The sequence below is a fragment of the Nonomuraea sp. WAC 01424 genome (assembly GCF_003947315.1).
Classification (GTDB): domain Bacteria; phylum Actinomycetota; class Actinomycetes; order Streptosporangiales; family Streptosporangiaceae; genus Nonomuraea; species Nonomuraea spiralis.
Map to the genome: position 1 here is coordinate 41,638 of NZ_QHHZ01000031.1, position 16,669 is coordinate 58,306.

A 16,669-nucleotide genomic window follows, 5' to 3' on the forward strand; every position below is an offset into this window, starting at 1 on the left:
CAGGATGGGCGCGTGACCACCGACACCGGTTTCTACTCGATCATCGACTACACGGTCGACGGCCACGACACCCAGCGGGAGCTGGTCGCGGCCTTCGCGGAGATCCAGGAACGATGGGTGCGGTTCTACCCCGGCTACCGCTCGGCCCGCTTCCACCTGAGCACCGACGGCACCCGCGTCTACAACATCGTCCATTGGGCGAGCGAGGACGACTACCGCCACTTCGTGAACACCTCCGACGGCGAGGGCCGTACGGCGGCCATCCGCGCCGCCCTCGACGGCCTGACCGGCACGGCGGAGGCCCGCATGAGCGGCCCGCCCACCTACAGGGTCGTCCGCGAGGTCGGCCCCGGACCGCGGCGGCTCGACGGATGACCGCCATGGACGCCGGGATCCCCGCCGGGATCCATGTCGAGGTCTACGCCGACGTGCTCTGCCCGTGGTGCTACATCGGCAAGAGACGGATGAGCGCCGCGCTGGAAGGCATCCCGGCCGCAGAACGGCCGCGGATCGTCTGGCGCAGCTTCGAACTGGCCCCGGACGCGGGCCGGACCCCCGGCCCGACGGCCGCCGAGGCCATGGCCGGCTGGCTGGGCGAGGGCGCGCCGGCCCGCGTCGCCCTGATCCGTTCCCTGGGCGCGGCCGAGGGGCTGGCGCTCAACCTGCACCTGGCCAGGCCGGTCAGCACGTTCGACGCGCACCGGCTGCACCACCTGGCCGCCGCGCACGGCCTGGCCGACCAGGCGATGGAACATCTGCTGCACGCCTACCACACCGAGGGCCTGAACGTGGCCGACCCGCAGGTGCTGCGCCGGGTGGGCGCCGAGGCCGGCCTGCCCGGCGAGGAGGTCGAGACCCTGCTCGCCGGTGACGGCTACGGCGAGCAGGTACGCGCCGACCGGCGCCGGGCGGCGGCGCACGGCGTCACCGGGGTCCCGTCCCTGGTGATCGGCGGCGGGCCGCCGGTGTCGGCCGTACAGGACCCGGTCGAGCTGCGCCGGCTCCTGGTACGGGCCGTCAGTTCGCCCGGCCACTCGTGACGAGCGCCCAGCACAGGGAGGCGAACGCCCCCGTGGTCGCGATCGTGCGGACGAGGTTGAAACCGGCCCACTTGGCCTCGTCGAACGCGCGGCGCACCGCGGCCAGGTCGGTGATCTTGTCCGGGTCGCCGGCCGCCTTGAGCGCGTCGTTGAGCGGCACGTTCACGGCCACCGTGAGGACGAAGGCGACCAGGTAGAGGACCAGGGCGACGAGGATCCAGGGGAGCGCCGCGCGCACGTTCTGCCCGAGGTGCAGCACCGCGGCGAGGCCGGTGAAGGCCAGCGCGCCCATGAAGCTCAGCATGAACCAGGGATTGATGATCGCCCGGTCGATGGCCTGGAACGCGGTGACGAACGTGCGGTCGTCCGTGCCGCCGAGGCCGCGCATGATGGTGTGACTGTAGAGCCCGAAGACGCCCGCCGCGAGCCCGGTCGCCATGGTCGCCGCGATGAGCACGACAGCGCGCAGAACCGACATCAGTGTGTTTCCTCTTCTCGTTCCGCGTCCGACCTCCCGGACGCGGGTCTCAGTCAACGCGATGCCGGGGGAGCGCGGCCATGGCCGAAGCTCTCCCGCGCATACGTGAGAATCCAGACGGGCGGCGCCGGTCAGGAAGGCGGCGGGTTCCGCCGGGCGGTCACCAGGGCGAAGGACAGGTACTCGCCCTGGTCGGTTTCGAGCATGGCGACCGTGGCCGCCTCCCCGCGGGCGCGTGCCCACAGCAGCCAGTCGTGCCAGCCCCCGTCCTGAAGGCGCGCGGACGTCACCGTGACCAGCTCGGTGATCTCCCACTGGAAGCGCCACCACTCGGCGGTGTGCCAGGCGATCGCCTCCCAGCCGACCAGGGCCTTGATGTGGCCGGGGATGTGCCCGAGGTCGCGGACCTCGCGGGTCATGGCGGGCGTGGCGACGCCGAGTTGCCCGCCGGGGCGCAGGAAGCGGACGAGGTAGGGCAGGTAGGAATCGGCGGTGCCGAAGTACTCGAAGGCGTCGACGCTGACGATCACGTCGAACGACTCCTGCTCGAACGGCAGCGCGTGCGCCTCGGCCCGTACGGCCTGGACGCGGTCGGCGACGCCCGCCCCGGCGAAGACCGCCTCGGCCTTCCCGGGCTCGACCCACAGGTCGGCGGCCACGACCTCCACCCCGAACTCGCGGGCCAGGAAGACGGAGGTCGCCCCCAGGCCGGAGCCCAGGTCCAGCACCCGCATGCCCGGTCTCAGGTCGAGGTCGCGGGCGAGGTCCTCCAGCAACCACAGCGGGTGGGGGCCCATGTCCAGCCCGAGCACCCATTCCGGGTCGTATCCGGAGGAACGCGGGTAGACATCGGGGCGTACGAGGTCCTGGAACGTTGACACAGCGGGCCATCCCACCACGAGGGGCGCCGTTCGTTCAAACGGTTATCCGGCCGGTCTCAGGCGGCGATGACGGCCGCCGTGGTGCGCACGCCGAGCGCGTCGAGCACGATCCCGTGGACGAACGCCGCCTCCTCGGCGGCCAGGTAGACGGCGGCGTGCGCGATGGCCCGGGGTGTGCCCATGCCGCCGGCCGGCGTGCCGTTCCTGAGGTCACCGGGTGAGGTGCGCCAGCAGGGCGCCGGCGGCCGGGTTGGCGGGCACGGGCGCGCGGCCGGCCAGCACGACCGTCCTGGCCGGGTCGGGCTGGCGGATCCGTACCGTGGGCAGCCGCTCCTGCTCGGCCACGCGGCGGGGGACGATCGCCACGCCGATCCCGGCCCGTACCAGCTCGACCAGCAGCCGGATCTGGGTGACCTCGCAGGTGATCTGCCGGTGCAGCCCGCAGCCGGCGGCCAGCCGGCGCACCGCCGTCTCCAGGCCGGTGCCCGCCTTGAAGTCCACGAACGGCTCCTCCGTCAGCTCCGACAGCAGGGCCCGCTCGGCGCCGGCCAGCCGGTGTGCCGGAGAGGTCATCAGCACCAGCTCCTCCTCCCAGGAGTCGAACACCGCCAGGCCCTCCGGCAGGTCGGCGCCGTCGAGGGCGAGGTAGGCCAGGTCGAGCTCGCGGGCCAGCAGCGCGTCCAGCAGCCCGGCCACGGGGGCGTCGCGGACCGAGATCTGGATGCCGGGCCGCAGGTGGTGGAAGGCGGCCAGCTCGGCCGGCAGGTCGACGCAGGTGAGCGTCTGGATCGTGCCGATCGCGACCCGGCCCGTGGCCAGCCCGGACACGGCGGAGACGGCGTCGGCGGCCGCGGTGGCGTCGGCCAGCTCCGCCCGCGCCGCCGGGAGGAACGCGTGCCCCGCCGGGGTGAGGATCGGCCGGCGTCCGGTGCGCTCGAACAGGTCGGCGCCCAGCTCGCGTTCGAGCTTGCGGATGGACGTGCTGAGCGCGGACTGCACGATCAGCTCGGCCCTGGCGGCGGCGGTGAAGCTGCCGTGGGCGGTGACGGCGACGAAGTGGCGGAGCTGGCGCAGTTCCATCCATCTACGATAGCGATGGCTGCCAGCGAGACGATGTGTTGGAACGATCGGTGGGGGCGGGGACATGCTGGTCCCCATGGAACGTCACGTACCCGTCCTGTGGTCGGCCGCCTATGAGTCCCGTCGTCCCGCTCCCGTCCGGTGGGCGGGGCGCGGGTTGCTGCGGCTGCTCGACCTCGCCCGCGCGCTCGCCCTGGCCGACCACCACACGTTCGTCTCGCACTGACGGCCCGGAGGCCCGCGCTCAGGTCGAGTTCGCGCGGTGTTGCAGGAGGAGCAGGGCGATGTCGTCGGTGTGCGGGGCGTGGTCGAGCAGGGTGCCGGCGATCTGCTGGAGCTGCTCGCGCGGGGCGCTGGTCAGGTACTCCGCCAGCCCGTCGATGGCCTCGTCCAGATCGACCCCCGGCGCCTCGATCAGCCCGTCGGTGTAGAGGGCCAGGACGGCGCCCGGCGGGAACGGCACCTCCACCGTCGCGTACTCGGCGTCGGCGTCGATGCCGAGCAGCAGGCCCGCCGGGATGTCGATGACCTCGGCCGGCATGTTCGGCGGACGCAGCAGCGGCAGGGGGTGGCCCGCGTTGGCCGCGCACAGGGTACGCAGGCGCAGGTCGAAGTAGATGAGCAGGCAGCTCGTGAACAGGTCGGTGTCCAGGTCCATGAGCAGCCGGTTGGTGTGCTGGAGCACGTCGCCGGGGCTGGCGCCGACGGCGGCGTGGGCGTGGATGGCGGTCCGCACCTGGCCCATGAGCGCGGCGGCCGTCATGTTGTGTCCCTGGACGTCCCCGATGACGGCGGCGGCGGTGGTCTCGTTCAGGCGGATCAGGTCGTAGAAGTCGCCGCCGATGCCGACGCCGCGGGTGGCGGGCACGTACCGGGCGGCGACCTCCAGGCCCGGCATGTCCGGCAGGCTGCCGGGCAACAGCGAGGTCTGGAGGCTGTGGGCCAGCCGGTCCTTGGTGTCGTACAGGAGGGCGCGGTCCAGGGCCTGGCCCATCAGCCCGGCCAGGGTGTTCAGGGTCGCGCACTGCTCGGCGGTGAACGGGCGCGGATGGTCGAAGGCCAGCGTGCAGACGCCGAAGGTGTCGTCGGAGACGGTCAGCGGCAGGAACGCCCACGCCGACATCCCGTCGTCCTGCGCGGTCTCCGGGAACGCCTGGCGCAGCTCGTCCCGGTCGGCGAAGAAGGCCGGCTCGCCCGTACGGACGACTTGCTCGGCGGGGCTGGGCGCGGCCAGCGTCTGACCGTCGAACCGGTCGAGCACCTCGGGGCAGTAGCCGTGGGAGCCGACGATCCTCATCCGGCCGCTCTCGGCCCGCATGATCGCCATCGCCTGGGCCTTGAACACGGGCATGACGTGCACGGCGATGAGATCGACGACCTCGCGCACGTTCAGCGCCCGGGTCATCGCCGCCGCCATGTGCAGGAAGTTGTAGAAGACGTCGGCCCGCGGCAACCTGGACGCGCCCGCCGAGGCCGAACGCGCGAGCCGCTGCGCGGGCAGGTCCGCCGGCGAGGGGGTGATGCGCAGGCTGAGGCCGGTCGGGTCGGGATGCAGGACGAACTCCAGCTCGTGGCCGTCCGGCCGGCGCGCCGAGCAGGAGGCGACCTGCTGGCCGACCACCGCGGCCCGGCAGCGGTCCTGGAAGGCCGGGTCCTTCAGCCAGGTCGCCGTCTCCCACAGCGGCGTGCCCAGCAGGTGGGCGACGGTGGTGCCGAGCAGGTCGGCGGCGGTGGGGCTGGCGAAGGTGACCACGCCGTCCAGGTCGAGCGCGACGGAGCCGTCGCGCAGCCGTTCGAGGTAGCCGGCCGCGGCCACGGCCTCATACGGGTCGGGCATCGGCGGCGCCACCGGGGTCAGCGCGCGCGGCTCGCCCGTGGGACGCAGCGGGTGCCCGCAGTCGTCGGCCTGCTCCAGAATGGCGGCCAGGCGCTCGCTCGTGGCGCTGATGACGTCCAGCTCGGACTCGCTCAGCTCGGACGGCCGCTCGGCCGGCCACAACAGGATCCACGAACCCCACATGCGGGAGTCGCTGTGCAGGGGCGCGGAGGCGGTGGCGAAGGAGTACGGGAAGGCCAGGGCCGTACCGGGGAAACGGCAGGCCAGCTCCTGCGGGTTCGGCACCCAGACCAGCCGCCCCTGGCGTACGGCGGCGGCCACGGGGGCCCCGGCGTCGAGCCTGACGGTGGTCCACGGCTTGACGATCTGCGTGGGCAGCCCGATCTCCGTCTCCATCACCAGGACCTGCGGGGAGCCCGTCAGGAGGTACACCGCGCCGATGTGCGCCCCGGTGTCGCGGGCGGCCTGGGCCAGCGCCTCGTCCAGGGCCGAGGTGTGCGGCAGGGTCCCCTCGTCGGCGTGGCCCCCCACGGACTACCTCGTTCCGTCCTGCGATGACGTCGGCGCCGCGTCCCAATGATCGCCCATAGGACAACTGTAGATATCCGTATTAGGGGTGTAGGTCACCGTTGCTGGATTCTGGCGAAGAGGTGGGAGGAATATGAGCTTTGCGAGTGGCGGGAGGCGGGTGGCCGTACGGTCGGGACAGATGGCCGATTTGTGACAATCCGGCGGGCTTCTCCGCCAGGTGATCGCTGTCTACACTCCGGTTCGGACGCCAAGCCGCTCCGCGATCGGAGAGGGGAGGCGGTCCAGCTCGTCACCCGCCGGGGAGGGTCATCGATCTCTCCGGCATGCGCGCGTGGGGGTGACATGACGTCTTCGGCCGGTCTGGCGGGTTCGTGCAGCTCCTCGGCCAGGAGGTCTTTGTGTTGTCCCGTTCCTTCTCATCCCGTTTACGCCGGTTGACATCGTTAGCCGTCGGGCTCGGCGTCGTGATGACCATGAGCCCGGCCGTGGCACGCGCCACGCCGACCCCGCCCGCCAAGTGGCGGGCCGTACCGCTCGCCGGCGCCGAGGTGGTCGAGGGCGCCAAGTCCCCCACGGGCAAGCTCGCCAAGAGCGACACGGCGTTGTTGCGGGCCACCTCGCCCGCGCCCGTCAACGTCATGGTCAAGCTGGACTACGACTCGCTGGCCGCCTACCAGGGCGGGCTGTCCGGACTCCCGGCCACCAGCCCCGCCGTCACCGGCAAGGCCCTCGACACCAGGAGCGCCGACGCCAGGAAGTACGGCACCCACATCCAGGACGTCGAGAACGCCTTCCTGGCCGAGCTGACCAAGAAGATCCCCGGGGCCGTCGTCGGCCAGCGCGTCAGGACCGTCTACGGCGGCATCGCCCTGCGCATCCCGGGTGACAAGGCGGCCGAGGTGCTGCGGCTCCCCGGCGCGGTCGCCGTGCAGGAGGACAGGCCTCAGCAACTGCTGACCGACTCCAGCCCCGAGTTCATCGGCGCGAACACCATCTACGGCAAGCTCGGCGGCAGCGCCTCCTCCGGCAAGGGCGTGATCGTCGGCGTCCTGGACAGCGGCGCCTGGCCCGAGCACCCCTCCTTCGCCGCCGCCCCCGGCCTGCCCGCCCCCGGGCCCACCAAGGACGGCACGCCGCGCGTGTGCAACTTCGGCGACAACCCGCTCACCCCGGCCAGCGACCCGTTCACCTGCAACAACAAGCTGATCGGCGGGCAGCCGTTCATGGAGACCTACAACGCCGTGTACGGCGGCGAGGTCTACCCCGACAGCGCCCGCGACTCCAACGGGCACGGCACCCACACCGCCAGCACCTCCGCCGGCGGCCCGGTCGCCGACGCCAACCCGCTGGGCATCAGCCGCGGCCCGATCCACGGCATCGCCCCGGCCGCCGAGGTGTCGGTCTACAAGGTGTGCGGCGCGGAGGGCTGCTTCCCCTCCGACTCCGCGCAGGCGGTGGCACGTGCCATCCTCGACGGCGTACGGGTCGTCAACTTCTCGATCTCCGGCGGCAGCGACCCCTACAGCGACCCGGTCGAGCTGGCCTTCCTCGACGCCTACGCCGCCGGCGTGCTGGTCTCGGCCTCGGCCGGCAACTCCGGGCCCGGCGCCGGCACCACCGACCACCGCAGCCCCTGGGTGACCACGGTGGCGGCCTCCTCGCAGAACCGGACCTTCCAGTCCACGGTCACGCTGTCCGGCGGCGGCGCCACGGCGACGATCAAGGGTGCCTCCATCACCGGCGGCCTCGCCTCGCCGCTGCCCGTCGTCCTGGCCTCGGCGCCGCCGTACTCCCGGGCCGCGTGCGACGTACCGGCGCCTCCCGGCATCTTCACCGGCAAGATCGTCCTGTGTGAACGCACCCCCAACCGCGTGCTGAAGAGCTTCAACGTCAGGCAGGGCGGCGCGGCCGGGATGATTCTCTACAACACCTTCCCGTTCGACGTCTTCACCGACGCGCACTGGCTCCCGTCCGTGCACGTCGACAAGCCCGAGGCCGACACCCTGCTGGCCTTCCTCGCCGCGCACCCCGGCGCCACCGCCTCCTTCACCCAGGGCGTCAAGTCCACCTGGCAGGGCGACGCGATGGCGCACTTCTCCTCGCGCGGCCCCGGCGGCGACTTCCTCAAGCCGGACGTCACCGCGCCCGGCCAGCACATCATGGCGGGCATGACGCCGACCCCCGAGTCGCCGCTGGAAGGCCCGCCCGGCAACCTCTACCAGGTCATCTCGGGCACCTCGATGTCGGCGCCGCACGTGACGGGCTCGGCGGCGCTGGTGTTCGCCCTGCACCCCACGTGGACGCCCGGCCAGGTCAAGTCGGCTCTGGAGACCACGGCCAAGACCGCGGTCACCAAGGAGGACAGGACCACGCAGGCCGACCCGTTCGACATGGGCGGCGGGCGCATCGACCTGACCAAGGCCGGTGACCCCGGCCTGACCCTCGACCAGGACGCCGCCGGCTTCGTCGCCTCGGCCACCGACCCGCTCAACCGGATCGACCTCAACCTGCCCTCGGTGAACGCCCCGACCATGCCCGGCGTCATCACCGCCAAGCGCACCGTCACCAACACCACCGGCTCGTCGCTCACCTTCACCGCCTCCGGCACGACCGTGAACGGCGCCTCCGTGACCGTCCTGCCGCCGGTGTTCACCGTCGCGCCCGGCAAGAGCGCGAAGCTGAGCATCGTCATCGCCGCGCCGGACCTGCCGGAAGGCCAGTACTTCGGCCAGGTCAACCTCAAGCAGGCCGGCGGCACGCGCGCGCTGCACCTGCCGGTGGCCTTCTTCCGCAAGCAGGGCGCGGTGCCGGTCGAGCAGACCTGCGCCCCGGACACCATCGCCAGGAACACCGGCGAGTCCACCTGCACGGTCACCGTCCGCAACACCACGTTCGAGGACGCCGAGGTGACCGCGCTCAGCACCCTCGACGCCCGCCTGCGCCTGAACAGCGTCACGGGGGCGACCAAGGTCGGCACCCAGATCGCGACCACCAAGGCGACGCTGGCCGCCACCCAGCCCGCCAAGCCCGCGATCGCGCCCGGCGCCGGACCGGCCGGCTACATCCCGCTGGACGCCTTCGGCGTCACGCCCACCCCGATCGGCGACGAGCAGGCGCTCAACTTCACCGTGCCCGCCTTCAAGTTCGCCGGACGCGACTACACCCGGCTCGGCGTGACCTCCGACGGCTACAGCGTCGCCGGCGGGGCCACGGGCGGCGACGTCTCCCCGACGCCGCAGACCCTGCCCGACCCGGCACGGCCCAACGGGGTGCTGGCCCCGTACTGGACCGACCTCGACGGCACCGCCGCGCCCGGCATCCTGGCCACGATCCTGACCGACGGGGTCAACGACTGGCTGGTCGTCGAATGGCGGCTGAACCTGTACGGCACCAGTGACCTGAAGGTGTTCCAGCAGTGGATCGGGCTCAACGGCGTGGAGGACATCAGCTACGCCTACGACCCGGGCAACCTGCCCGGCTCGCCGCCCCCCGTGTACGGCCTGACGGTCGGCGCCGAGAACGCCGAGGGCACCGCCGGCGCCCAGATCTCCGGGCCGCCCACCCAGGACCTGGTCGTCAGCAGCACGCCGGGGGCTCCCGGCGGGACGCTGACGTACTCGATGAAGGTCAAGGGGGTCAGCGCGGGGACCGGCAAGATCACGACCGCCACCTCGACCCCCCAGGTGAAGGGGATCACCGTCGAGGTGGACAAGATCACCGTCCAGTGATTCGACCGGCGGCCGCGGGCGAGCACCCGCGGCCGCCACGGCACGACGGCGGGACGGCGACGACGGACGGTCTAGCACCTCCCCGCGCCGCCCCCGCCGTCCCGCGGCGGGTCCAGGTCAGGGGCAAGTGGTCGCCAGGTCGTTCCCAGGTCCGCGCCAAGCGCGCCGGGCGAGCATCGGAGGTGACAGCGGATCCCGGCCCCGCGAACGGCGGGCGCCCGTCCTGACAGGAGAAAGACATGCCGGCTTCCACCATTCCGGCCCCCGCCGGCCGGGCGATCGGCGCGACGTTGCTCGGCGGGGTCGGTGTACTGCTCGCCATGGACCTGATCGGCGCGTTCATGGCGGTCTCCGCCGGGCTGAACCCGACGTTCCTGGACGCCCTCGGGCCCCAGGCGCGGTTGTCCGCGCCGATCCCGATGATGGTCGCGCAGGTCGTGCTGGTCGCCGGGGCGACCCGGAGCCGCCGTGGCGTCGCGATCCCGGCCGCCGCCCTGCTGGCGGTCGCCGGGGTGCTGGCCTTCGTGTCGGGGTTCTACGACGGCGGCTACGCGGCCGAACTTTCGGCCGGGCAGCGGATCTACCAGATCGCCCTGGTCTCGGCGCACCTCGCGGTGGCCGTCGTGGCCGCGCTCAGGCTCGCCGGACTGCTCCGCCGCCGGCCCGCGCGCGTTTGACGTCCTTCAGTGGGCCTTGGTGGGCCTTAGTGGGCCGACTCGTACTTCTCGACCACCGAGGCCGCGATCCGGCCGCGCTCGCTGACGGGCAGGCCGTTCGCCTTGGCCCACTGCCGGATCTCCGAAGACTTCTCCCGGCTCAAAGCCCGGCTGCCGCCAACGGTCGCCCGCCGGCCGCGCCCACTGCGTTCCACGCGAACCGGGCGGGCCTTCACGATGAAGGGCGCCAGTGCTTTCCGCAGCGAGTCCGCCTTCTCCTCATGAAGGTCAATCTCGTAGCTGCTGCCATCGAGTGCAAAGACGACGGTCTCATGAGCCTCCCCACCGTCGACATCGTCGATGAGAATCTCTTGAATCTGCTTAGCCATGGTGGCACTCCATGCTCGATACGGTTGTTGCGTACTGTAGCGCTCTTCAGTAGCGTGCGGGCAACTTACCTCGGCCGGGCGTCGGTGAACGCGTTGAACTCGCCGGGCCGACCGCGTGTCAAAGTCATTTCAAGCGCGACCGGTCCCTCGTGTGTCCGGGGTGTCACGGCGTCCGTCTTGCGTATCTCACCTGGGAATGCCCATGTCACATTCATGCCCGCCAGGTGCGTGCGGCCCGGCCGCGGGCCCTGTCCTGGTCGGGGCGTACGCGCGGTCGCAAGGGCTGCTCCCGGCGGGGGAGGGGGCGCGGGAAGGCGGGCGGCGCGGCGGCGTTCAGCTTATCGAAGATGAATTCAAAGCTGAGTTTCGAGGTGCGCGCGCGGAGTCCCGGATTTAGCGCCGGGTCGCCAGGGGTGCGGCGGGCGTGTAGTGTCCGTGCGGCGGCGGTGGCGATCCCGGTGGCGAATCACTCGCGCATTCCGTGGGATACGCCGCGCCGTCACGGTCGCCGTCGTGAGCGTCACCCGCGACGCCGGCGGTCGCCTCCCGGCACCGGTACACGGTTTACCGGCCGTACGAGATCCGCTTCCCGGGCCGGTCTCTATGCCGGCGACTCCGGCAAGGCGCAGAAGCACAAGTGCGAATGGGACGGCCCCGGTTACCTTCTGTCCCTTTATTACTGACGTTTTTTCCGTGACGCGGCCGGCGTTCGCCGCCTAAGGGGCCGGGGTGATCTCGGCGGCGCGGGCCAGGCGGGCGCGGCGCTCGGGGGCGCTGTGCGCGGCGGCGGCGGCCTGCCGGAACAGCGCCGCCGCGCGGGCCCGGTCGCCGGCCCTGGCCGTGAGGTCCGCCTCCGCGGCGATGGCCAGCGGGTGGCCGTCCAGCTCGGCGCGGGCGCGCTCCAGCAGTGCGAGCCCGGCGCGCGGCCCATGGGCGTAGCCGTGGGCGACGGCGCGGTTCAGCTCGACGACGGGTGTGGGGTGGAGCAGGGCCAGCTCGTCGTAGCAGCGGGCGATCCGCGGCCAGTCCGTGGCGGGCGGCGTGGGGGCGGTGGCGTGGCAGGCGGCGATGCGCGCCTGCAGCCCGTACGGGCCGTCCCCCTCGATCGCGGCCAGCAGGGCCAGCCCTTCGGCGATCGCGGCCCGGTCCCAGCGCGAGCGGTCCTGCCGGTCGAGGGGGACCAGGTCGCCCGCGGCGTCGCGGCGGGCGTACCGGCGGGAGTGTTGCAGGAGGAACAGCGCCAGCAGCGCCCGCACCTCCTCCTGCGCGGGCATGAGCCGGCGCAGCAGCCGTGCCAGCCGGATCGCCTCCTCGGCGAACGCCGGCTCGCCGCCCGGGTCGTACCCCTGCGTGAACAGCAGGTAGAGCACGGCCAGCACGCCCGGCAGGCGTTCGGCCAGCGCCGGGCCCTCCGGCACCCGGTACGGGATGCCGGCCTCGGCGATCTTCCTCTTGGCCCTGGTCAGCCGCCGGGTCATGGTCTGCTCGGTGACCAGGAAGACGCGCGCCACGTCGGCCGTCGGCACGCCGCAGACGGTGCGCAGCGTCAGCGCCACCCGCGACTCCAGCGCCAGCGCCGGATGGCAGCACGTGAAGACGAGCCGCAGCCGGTCGTCCACGACCTCCTCCTCCCGCCCGTCCCCGGGCCCGTCCTGGGAGGTCAGGGCGAGCGCCGCCAGCTCGGCGAGCTTGCGGCGCTCCACCGAGGCGCGGCGCAGCGCGTCGATCGCGCGGTTGCGCGCCACCGTCATGAGCCAGCCGCCCGGATTGGACGGCACGCCCTCCTCCGGCCACCGCCGCACGGCCAGCGTCAGCGCCTCCTGGGCGCAGTCCTCGGCGAGCGTCCAGTCGCCGGTGACCCGGATCAGGGCGGCGACGATCCGCGGGTACGCGTCCGCCGCCGTCTCCTCCAGGTGTCGTCTCGCTGCTCGGATCACTGCTCGAAATCGGCGAACGGGCGCAGCTCCAGCCGTCCGTGCCTGGCCATCGGGTGCGTGCGGGCGACCTCGATCGCCTCGTCGAGGTCGGCGCATTCGAGCAGGTCGAAGCCCACGATCACCTCTTTGGTCTCGGCGAACGGCCCGTCGGAGAGGACCAGCTCGCCCCGGCGTACGCGCACGGTGGTCGCGGCCGACTCCGGCGCCAGCACGGCCCCGCGCACCCGGCGCCCGCGGGCGTCGTTCTCGGCCACCCACGCCTCGACGTCGGGCAGGTCGTTCTGGTCGGTGTCGGGCTCGGTGTCGGTGCAGACGAACATCATGTACTTCATCTCGTGCTCCTCGCTCGTACGGCGTCTCACCATGGTGACGAACGGGACCGGCGTGACCGGACACGTTCCCGTCGTCTTTTTTCCTGGCTCTTTTCGGCTTTTCCGGCGCGTACGTGAGGAAGGGGTTCAGGCCGATCTGGCCGGGTCCTCCTCGGCCCGGCGTCGGCGCAGGCACATCGTGAGCAGCGAGCCGAGCGCGGTCTGCTCCAGCACGATCTCGTCGCACAGGTGCTGGATGACCCACAGGCCGTACCCGTGCGAGGCGGTCGGGTCGAGGCGGGCGGCCGCCAGATGGGCCCGGGTGAGCCGGCCGGCGACGTCGAGCACCTCGACGACGACGCCGTCGCGGGTGTCGCGGGAGGTCACCATGCCCGTCCTGCCGCCGTGGTCCAGCACGTTGGTGACCGCCTCGTTGACCACGACCACCAGGTCCTCCAACCGGTCGTCGGACAGCCCGCAGTGGCGGCCGTGGACGCGGACCAGGTCCCTGATGAGGGCAAGATCAGTGCTGATCGGGCACTGGAGCTCGAACTGAAGGGTCATGATCGTCTCGGCAGCGGGGTCGGGTGGGGTCGGCGAACCGGTTCCCTGCTTTCCAGCCGCCGCGCACTCAAACGTACGCAACCCGGCGGTATGACGGCCACAGGACCGGGTAGCGCCATAGAAGCGGAAACTTCCGGCACGCCCCTGGTCCCGAGACCCATCCGGAGGCTGACGATGCGGCAAGGCCGCGACAACCAGAGCAAAGGCTCCGACATCCACGTCGACCACCACTTCGACCAGCGCGCCGGCCAGTCTGTCGGCCGTCGCAGAGGCGGCGGGCAGGTCACGGGGGTCGCGGGCGGCCTGCTGGGCAGGGCGGCGTTGTGGCCGGCCTCCGTGCTGACCGCCGCCGTGACCGCCGACCTGCTGCGGCGCCGGTTCACCCCGGCCCGGCTGCGGCTGGCGGCGGCCGCGTACGGGCTGCTCGAACGTACGGGTGTGCGCCCGGCCCGCCCGCGGCTCACCGACCGGCAGCGGCTGGAGCGCCAGTTGCTGACCTGGCGCCAGGCCCACCCCGACACGTCGTGGTCGCCGGGCCGGGTGGGCCCGGCAGGCACCGGCGGCGGCTGACCGTCCGGGTCACCGGTCACCCCACCGGTAACGTCGCCGGTCACCCTGGACCGGAGGCGGCCTGGCGGGCGGTCTCGGCGATCGCCCGCAGGGCTTCGAGGTGCCCGGCGAGGGCGCCGCGGCCCTCCGGCGTGAGGGAGAGCCACGTGCGCGGGCGCTTGCCGACGTATCCCTTGCGGACGTTGACGTAGCCCGCCTCCTGAAGGGCGGAGACGATCCGGCTGACGCTGGCGTCGGAGATCTCGGCGTAGTCGCGCACCGCGCCGAACTCGGCCTCCAGCGTGCCGGACAGGAACGCCATGACGGTCAGCCGCGTCGGGTGCTGGATGACGTCGTCCAGCCGGTGCTCACCGCTCATGGGCCCGCTCGTCGGCCCGCTCAAGGGCGTGATCCTCCCGGGCGGTGACGGCCCACAGCGCGGCCCCGCCCAGCACGGCGGCGCACACCGCGCCCCCGCCCTGCCCGAAAGGCACGGCCGCCGGCCAGCCCAGCCCGTACGCGACCGCCGGGACGAGCTGGTTCAGCACCCGCCGGCGCAGCGAGCCGCCCGGCATGGTGACGACCCCGCCACGGCTGACCACCGCCGCGTGCACGCCCAGGAAGGCCACCAGGACGACGATCCCCGCGGTCAGCACCGGAACCTGCTGCGCCCACGGCCCGGTCAGCAACCCGAACCCGGCCGCGAACAACACCCCGCGCGCGGGCGCGAACCAGGCGGGGGCGGGGGGCCGCACACGGGCGGCCGCGCGGGCCGCGCCGGCCAGCCGCAGCGCCTGCTGGGCGGCCTGCGCGTCGATCGCGCCGGACTCGTGATCGCTCATGGCGGCTCCCTCGGTAGAAGTACTTTCACCGTAGCATCTACTTTTGTCTCGCAAAAGTGAGTACTCGCGACGCGCTCTGGCGACCCTCGCCCGGAAGGGAGAGCCCAGTGTTCGACAACTGCATAGCGCCTCGCCCGGCACGCCGAGCGGAACCTGCACGGCCGTACCCACCGTGCAGGCCCAATGGGCCACCGGGTACGTCATCCAGCCGCTGACCGTCACCGCCACCGGCACCCTCGCCCCCGCCGCCACCGGCCTCCGCGCGACCCGCCCGGACGGCGACACCGCGCTCCCGTCCGGATACACCTGCGCTTGACCTCCGCCCTCCCGCCTACGCCGGAGCGTCGTGCAGGTGGGAACGTTCGCCGTCGTGGTCGAAGATGGTGAGCAGCTCCACCGGTCCGTCGTGGGCGCCGAGGGCGTGCGGGGTCATGGTCGAGAACTCGGCCGCGTCCCCCGCCTCGACCAGGACGGTCCGCTCGCCCAGCAGCAGGCGGGCCGTCCCGGACAGGACGGTGAACCACTCGCGCCCCGGATGCACCTTCAGGTCCTCCGGACCGGCCGGGCGTTCGGGCGTGATCCGCATCTTGGCGACCGTCACGCCGTGCAGGGAACGTTCGCGGGACACCAGCCAGACGGTCATGCCCGGGTGGTCGCAGGGGAGCGGCCGGATCACCACGTCCTCGTCGTCGGCGGATTCCACGAGCTGGTCGAGCGTGGTGCCGAGCGCGCGGGCGATCGGTACGAGCTGGTCGAGGGCGATGCGGCGATGACCGGTCTCGATGCGGCTCAGGTTGGACGGGCTCAGCCGGCAACGCGCGGCCAGGGCGTCGAGTGACCAGCCGCGGGCCAGCCGCAGGCCGCGGATACGCCGCCGGACCACGGCGTCCAGGTCCAGTTCTTGCGTCATAGGCAAGAGTGTATGCGTCATACGCAGCAGCCCCTTACCGTTGGAGGCATGGAAGCACACCCTCACCACGCTCATGATCACGCCCACGCCCATGAGCATGCGCACGGCGGCGGCGAGTCCCGGCTGGCGGACATGCTCGACCTCGACGCCGAGCTGCTCGGAACCTACCTGGACGAGCTGACCACCTGGGTCGCCGAGCAGGCGGCCGGCACCCCGCGTACGGTCGCCGACCTGGGCGCCGGCACCGGCACCGGCACGCTGGCCCTGGCCCGGCGGTTCCCGGCGGCCACGATCGTGGCGGTCGACCGGTCGCCGGTGATGCTCGACCGCGTGCGCGCGGCCGCGCTCGGCCGGGGGCTGGGGGAGCGGGTGCGCGGCGTACCGGGCGACCTGGACCTCGGGCTGCCTCCGATCGGCCCGGTCGACCTGGTGTGGGCCGCCGCGTCGCTGCACCACGTCGAGGAGCCGGCGCGGCTGCTGCGCGAGGTCCACGCCGCGCTGAACCCCGGCGGGCTGCTGGCGGTCGTCGAGATGGACGGGCTGCCGCGCTTCCTGCCCGACGAGGCCGGGGCGGCGCTGGAGGCACGCTGCCGCGAGGCGGTGACGCGGGCGCGGACCGGCCCGGACGCCTACCCCGAATGGACGCCGTCGCTGGTGGCGGCCGGATTCGAGGTGACCGCGCGGCGCGACTTCCCGATCGAGATGGCGGCGCGGGGCGAGGTGGGGCCGTCGTCGCCGAGCGGCGTCCGCGGCGTCGCCCGGTACGCGCACGCCGTGTTCAGCGGCTACCGTTCCAGGCTCGACGGCCACCTGGCCGCAGTCGACCTCGCCGCGCTCGACCGCCTGCTCTCCGAGGACCACCCGGAGGCCCTGCGCCACCGTGACCTCGTCCTCCGCTCCACCCGGACCGTCTGGGCGGCCCGCCGGGCCTGACCC

At 72.8% G+C, this 16,669-nt stretch carries 20 protein-coding genes; 8 read left to right on the forward strand and 12 right to left on the reverse strand.

Annotated features, from left to right (window positions below):
- Nucleotides 1-12 precede the first annotated feature (12 nt).
- Nucleotides 13-375 (forward strand): antibiotic biosynthesis monooxygenase, encoded by a 363-nt coding sequence (locus DMB42_RS50760; RefSeq protein ID WP_125648910.1) that lies wholly within the window; start codon nt 13-15, stop codon nt 373-375.
- A 5-nt stretch (nt 376-380) separates the two neighbouring features.
- Entirely contained in the window at nt 381-1,040 is a 660-nt protein-coding gene (locus tag DMB42_RS50765) for a DsbA family oxidoreductase (RefSeq protein ID WP_260478416.1), read from the forward strand.
- On the opposite strand, the gene DMB42_RS50770 is transcribed toward DMB42_RS50765, so the two are convergent.
- The 4 genes from DMB42_RS50770 to DMB42_RS50785 all read right to left on the reverse strand — a co-directional run bounded on the left by DMB42_RS50770 (nt 1,018) and on the right by DMB42_RS50785 (nt 3,479).
- Nucleotides 1,018-1,518: a DUF1772 domain-containing protein gene (locus tag DMB42_RS50770; RefSeq protein WP_185845307.1), complete on the reverse strand. Its 501-nt coding sequence runs from the start codon at nt 1,516-1,518 to the stop codon at nt 1,018-1,020. The two genes, DMB42_RS50765 and DMB42_RS50770, sit on opposite strands and share 23 nt — an antisense overlap.
- A gap of 131 nt (nt 1,519-1,649) precedes the next feature.
- Nucleotides 1,650-2,399, reverse strand: coding sequence for a cyclopropane-fatty-acyl-phospholipid synthase family protein (locus DMB42_RS50775; RefSeq protein ID WP_125648913.1), 750 nt, complete (start codon nt 2,397-2,399; stop codon nt 1,650-1,652).
- Nucleotides 2,400-2,455: 56 nt separating this feature from the next.
- A complete protein-coding gene (locus DMB42_RS55820) occupies nt 2,456-2,581 on the reverse strand; it encodes a hypothetical protein (RefSeq protein ID WP_260478417.1) in 126 nt (41 codons plus the stop codon).
- 28 nt (nt 2,582-2,609) lie between these two features.
- Nucleotides 2,610-3,479: a LysR family transcriptional regulator gene (locus tag DMB42_RS50785; protein WP_125648916.1), complete on the reverse strand. Its 870-nt coding sequence runs from the start codon at nt 3,477-3,479 to the stop codon at nt 2,610-2,612.
- Nucleotides 3,480-3,555: 76 nt separating this feature from the next.
- On the opposite strand from DMB42_RS50785, the gene DMB42_RS53910 reads away from it, so the two are divergent.
- On the forward strand, nt 3,556-3,705 hold the full coding sequence (locus DMB42_RS53910; protein WP_185845309.1) for a hypothetical protein: 150 nt from the start codon (nt 3,556-3,558) through the stop codon (nt 3,703-3,705).
- A gap of 18 nt (nt 3,706-3,723) precedes the next feature.
- Here DMB42_RS53910 and DMB42_RS50790 read toward each other — a convergent pair whose 3' ends face one another.
- Nucleotides 3,724-5,847: a SpoIIE family protein phosphatase gene (locus DMB42_RS50790; protein WP_125648919.1), complete on the reverse strand. Its 2,124-nt coding sequence runs from the start codon at nt 5,845-5,847 to the stop codon at nt 3,724-3,726.
- 434 nt (nt 5,848-6,281) lie between these two features.
- Between DMB42_RS50790 and DMB42_RS50795 the strand changes: the two genes are divergently transcribed.
- Together DMB42_RS50795 and DMB42_RS50800 are read left to right on the forward strand one after the other, a co-directional pair.
- Complete coding sequence (locus DMB42_RS50795; RefSeq protein WP_260478418.1) at nt 6,282-9,575, forward strand: S8 family serine peptidase; 3,294 nt, start codon at nt 6,282-6,284, stop codon at nt 9,573-9,575.
- A 239-nt stretch (nt 9,576-9,814) separates the two neighbouring features.
- The gene (locus DMB42_RS50800) at nt 9,815-10,252 is read left to right on the forward strand and encodes a hypothetical protein (RefSeq protein ID WP_125648922.1); all 438 of its coding nucleotides are present in this window, start codon (nt 9,815-9,817) and stop codon (nt 10,250-10,252) included.
- 26 nt (nt 10,253-10,278) lie between these two features.
- On the opposite strand, the gene DMB42_RS50805 is transcribed toward DMB42_RS50800, so the two are convergent.
- The 4 genes from DMB42_RS50805 to DMB42_RS50820 form a co-directional block, all read right to left on the reverse strand.
- The gene (locus DMB42_RS50805) at nt 10,279-10,620 is read right to left on the reverse strand and encodes an Lsr2 family protein (protein ID WP_125648926.1); all 342 of its coding nucleotides are present in this window, start codon (nt 10,618-10,620) and stop codon (nt 10,279-10,281) included.
- Between the two features lie 716 nt (nt 10,621-11,336).
- Nucleotides 11,337-12,557: an RNA polymerase sigma factor gene (locus DMB42_RS50810; protein ID WP_260478419.1), complete on the reverse strand. Its 1,221-nt coding sequence runs from the start codon at nt 12,555-12,557 to the stop codon at nt 11,337-11,339.
- Nucleotides 12,554-12,889, reverse strand: coding sequence for a YciI family protein (locus tag DMB42_RS50815; protein WP_125648987.1), 336 nt, complete (start codon nt 12,887-12,889; stop codon nt 12,554-12,556). The genes DMB42_RS50810 and DMB42_RS50815 overlap by 4 nt, the downstream gene beginning before the upstream one ends.
- A 126-nt stretch (nt 12,890-13,015) precedes the next feature.
- Nucleotides 13,016-13,432 (reverse strand): ATP-binding protein, encoded by a 417-nt coding sequence (locus tag DMB42_RS50820; protein WP_125648932.1) that lies wholly within the window; start codon nt 13,430-13,432, stop codon nt 13,016-13,018.
- Nucleotides 13,433-13,606: 174 nt separating this feature from the next.
- Between DMB42_RS50820 and DMB42_RS50825 the strand changes: the two genes are divergently transcribed.
- Nucleotides 13,607-14,002 (forward strand): hypothetical protein, encoded by a 396-nt coding sequence (locus DMB42_RS50825; RefSeq protein WP_125648935.1) that lies wholly within the window; start codon nt 13,607-13,609, stop codon nt 14,000-14,002.
- A gap of 40 nt (nt 14,003-14,042) precedes the next feature.
- Here the strand turns inward: DMB42_RS50825 and DMB42_RS50830 are convergent, their stop codons facing one another.
- Nucleotides 14,043-14,360: a transcriptional regulator gene (locus tag DMB42_RS50830; protein WP_125648938.1), complete on the reverse strand. Its 318-nt coding sequence runs from the start codon at nt 14,358-14,360 to the stop codon at nt 14,043-14,045.
- On the reverse strand, nt 14,350-14,823 hold the full coding sequence (locus tag DMB42_RS50835) for a hypothetical protein (protein WP_125648941.1): 474 nt from the start codon (nt 14,821-14,823) through the stop codon (nt 14,350-14,352). The genes DMB42_RS50830 and DMB42_RS50835 overlap by 11 nt, the downstream gene beginning before the upstream one ends.
- 172 nt (nt 14,824-14,995) lie before the next feature.
- Here DMB42_RS50835 and DMB42_RS53915 point away from each other — a divergent pair, with 172 nt between their 5' ends.
- Entirely contained in the window at nt 14,996-15,139 is a 144-nt protein-coding gene (locus DMB42_RS53915; protein ID WP_185845308.1) for a hypothetical protein, read from the forward strand.
- A gap of 15 nt (nt 15,140-15,154) precedes the next feature.
- Here the strand turns inward: DMB42_RS53915 and DMB42_RS50840 are convergent, their stop codons facing one another.
- Nucleotides 15,155-15,733, reverse strand: coding sequence for a helix-turn-helix domain-containing protein (locus tag DMB42_RS50840; protein ID WP_125648945.1), 579 nt, complete (start codon nt 15,731-15,733; stop codon nt 15,155-15,157).
- A gap of 48 nt (nt 15,734-15,781) precedes the next feature.
- On the opposite strand from DMB42_RS50840, the gene DMB42_RS50845 reads away from it, so the two are divergent.
- The gene (locus DMB42_RS50845) at nt 15,782-16,666 is read left to right on the forward strand and encodes a trans-aconitate 2-methyltransferase (RefSeq protein WP_125648948.1); all 885 of its coding nucleotides are present in this window, start codon (nt 15,782-15,784) and stop codon (nt 16,664-16,666) included.
- Nucleotides 16,667-16,669: the final 3 nt, after the last annotated feature.

Coding starts and splice junctions, on each gene's coding strand:
- DMB42_RS50765 (WP_260478416.1), top strand. CDS start 381: ATGGACGCCGGGATCCCCGCCGGGATCCATGTCGAGGTCTACGCCGAC.
- DMB42_RS50770 (WP_185845307.1), bottom strand. CDS start 1,518: ATGTCGGTTCTGCGCGCTGTCGTGCTCATCGCGGCGACCATGGCGACC.
- DMB42_RS55820 (WP_260478417.1), bottom strand. CDS start 2,581: ATGGGCACACCCCGGGCCATCGCGCACGCCGCCGTCTACCTGGCCGCC.
- DMB42_RS50785 (WP_125648916.1), bottom strand. CDS start 3,479: ATGGAACTGCGCCAGCTCCGCCACTTCGTCGCCGTCACCGCCCACGGC.
- DMB42_RS53910 (WP_185845309.1), top strand. CDS start 3,556: ATGGAACGTCACGTACCCGTCCTGTGGTCGGCCGCCTATGAGTCCCGT.
- DMB42_RS50800 (WP_125648922.1), top strand. CDS start 9,815: ATGCCGGCTTCCACCATTCCGGCCCCCGCCGGCCGGGCGATCGGCGCG.
- DMB42_RS50805 (WP_125648926.1), bottom strand. CDS start 10,620: ATGGCTAAGCAGATTCAAGAGATTCTCATCGACGATGTCGACGGTGGG.
- DMB42_RS50815 (WP_125648987.1), bottom strand. CDS start 12,889: ATGAAGTACATGATGTTCGTCTGCACCGACACCGAGCCCGACACCGAC.
- DMB42_RS50820 (WP_125648932.1), bottom strand. CDS start 13,432: ATGACCCTTCAGTTCGAGCTCCAGTGCCCGATCAGCACTGATCTTGCC.
- DMB42_RS50825 (WP_125648935.1), top strand. CDS start 13,607: ATGCGGCAAGGCCGCGACAACCAGAGCAAAGGCTCCGACATCCACGTC.
- DMB42_RS50830 (WP_125648938.1), bottom strand. CDS start 14,360: ATGAGCGGTGAGCACCGGCTGGACGACGTCATCCAGCACCCGACGCGG.
- DMB42_RS50835 (WP_125648941.1), bottom strand. CDS start 14,823: ATGAGCGATCACGAGTCCGGCGCGATCGACGCGCAGGCCGCCCAGCAG.
- DMB42_RS50840 (WP_125648945.1), bottom strand. CDS start 15,733: ATGACGCAAGAACTGGACCTGGACGCCGTGGTCCGGCGGCGTATCCGC.
- DMB42_RS50845 (WP_125648948.1), top strand. CDS start 15,782: ATGGAAGCACACCCTCACCACGCTCATGATCACGCCCACGCCCATGAG.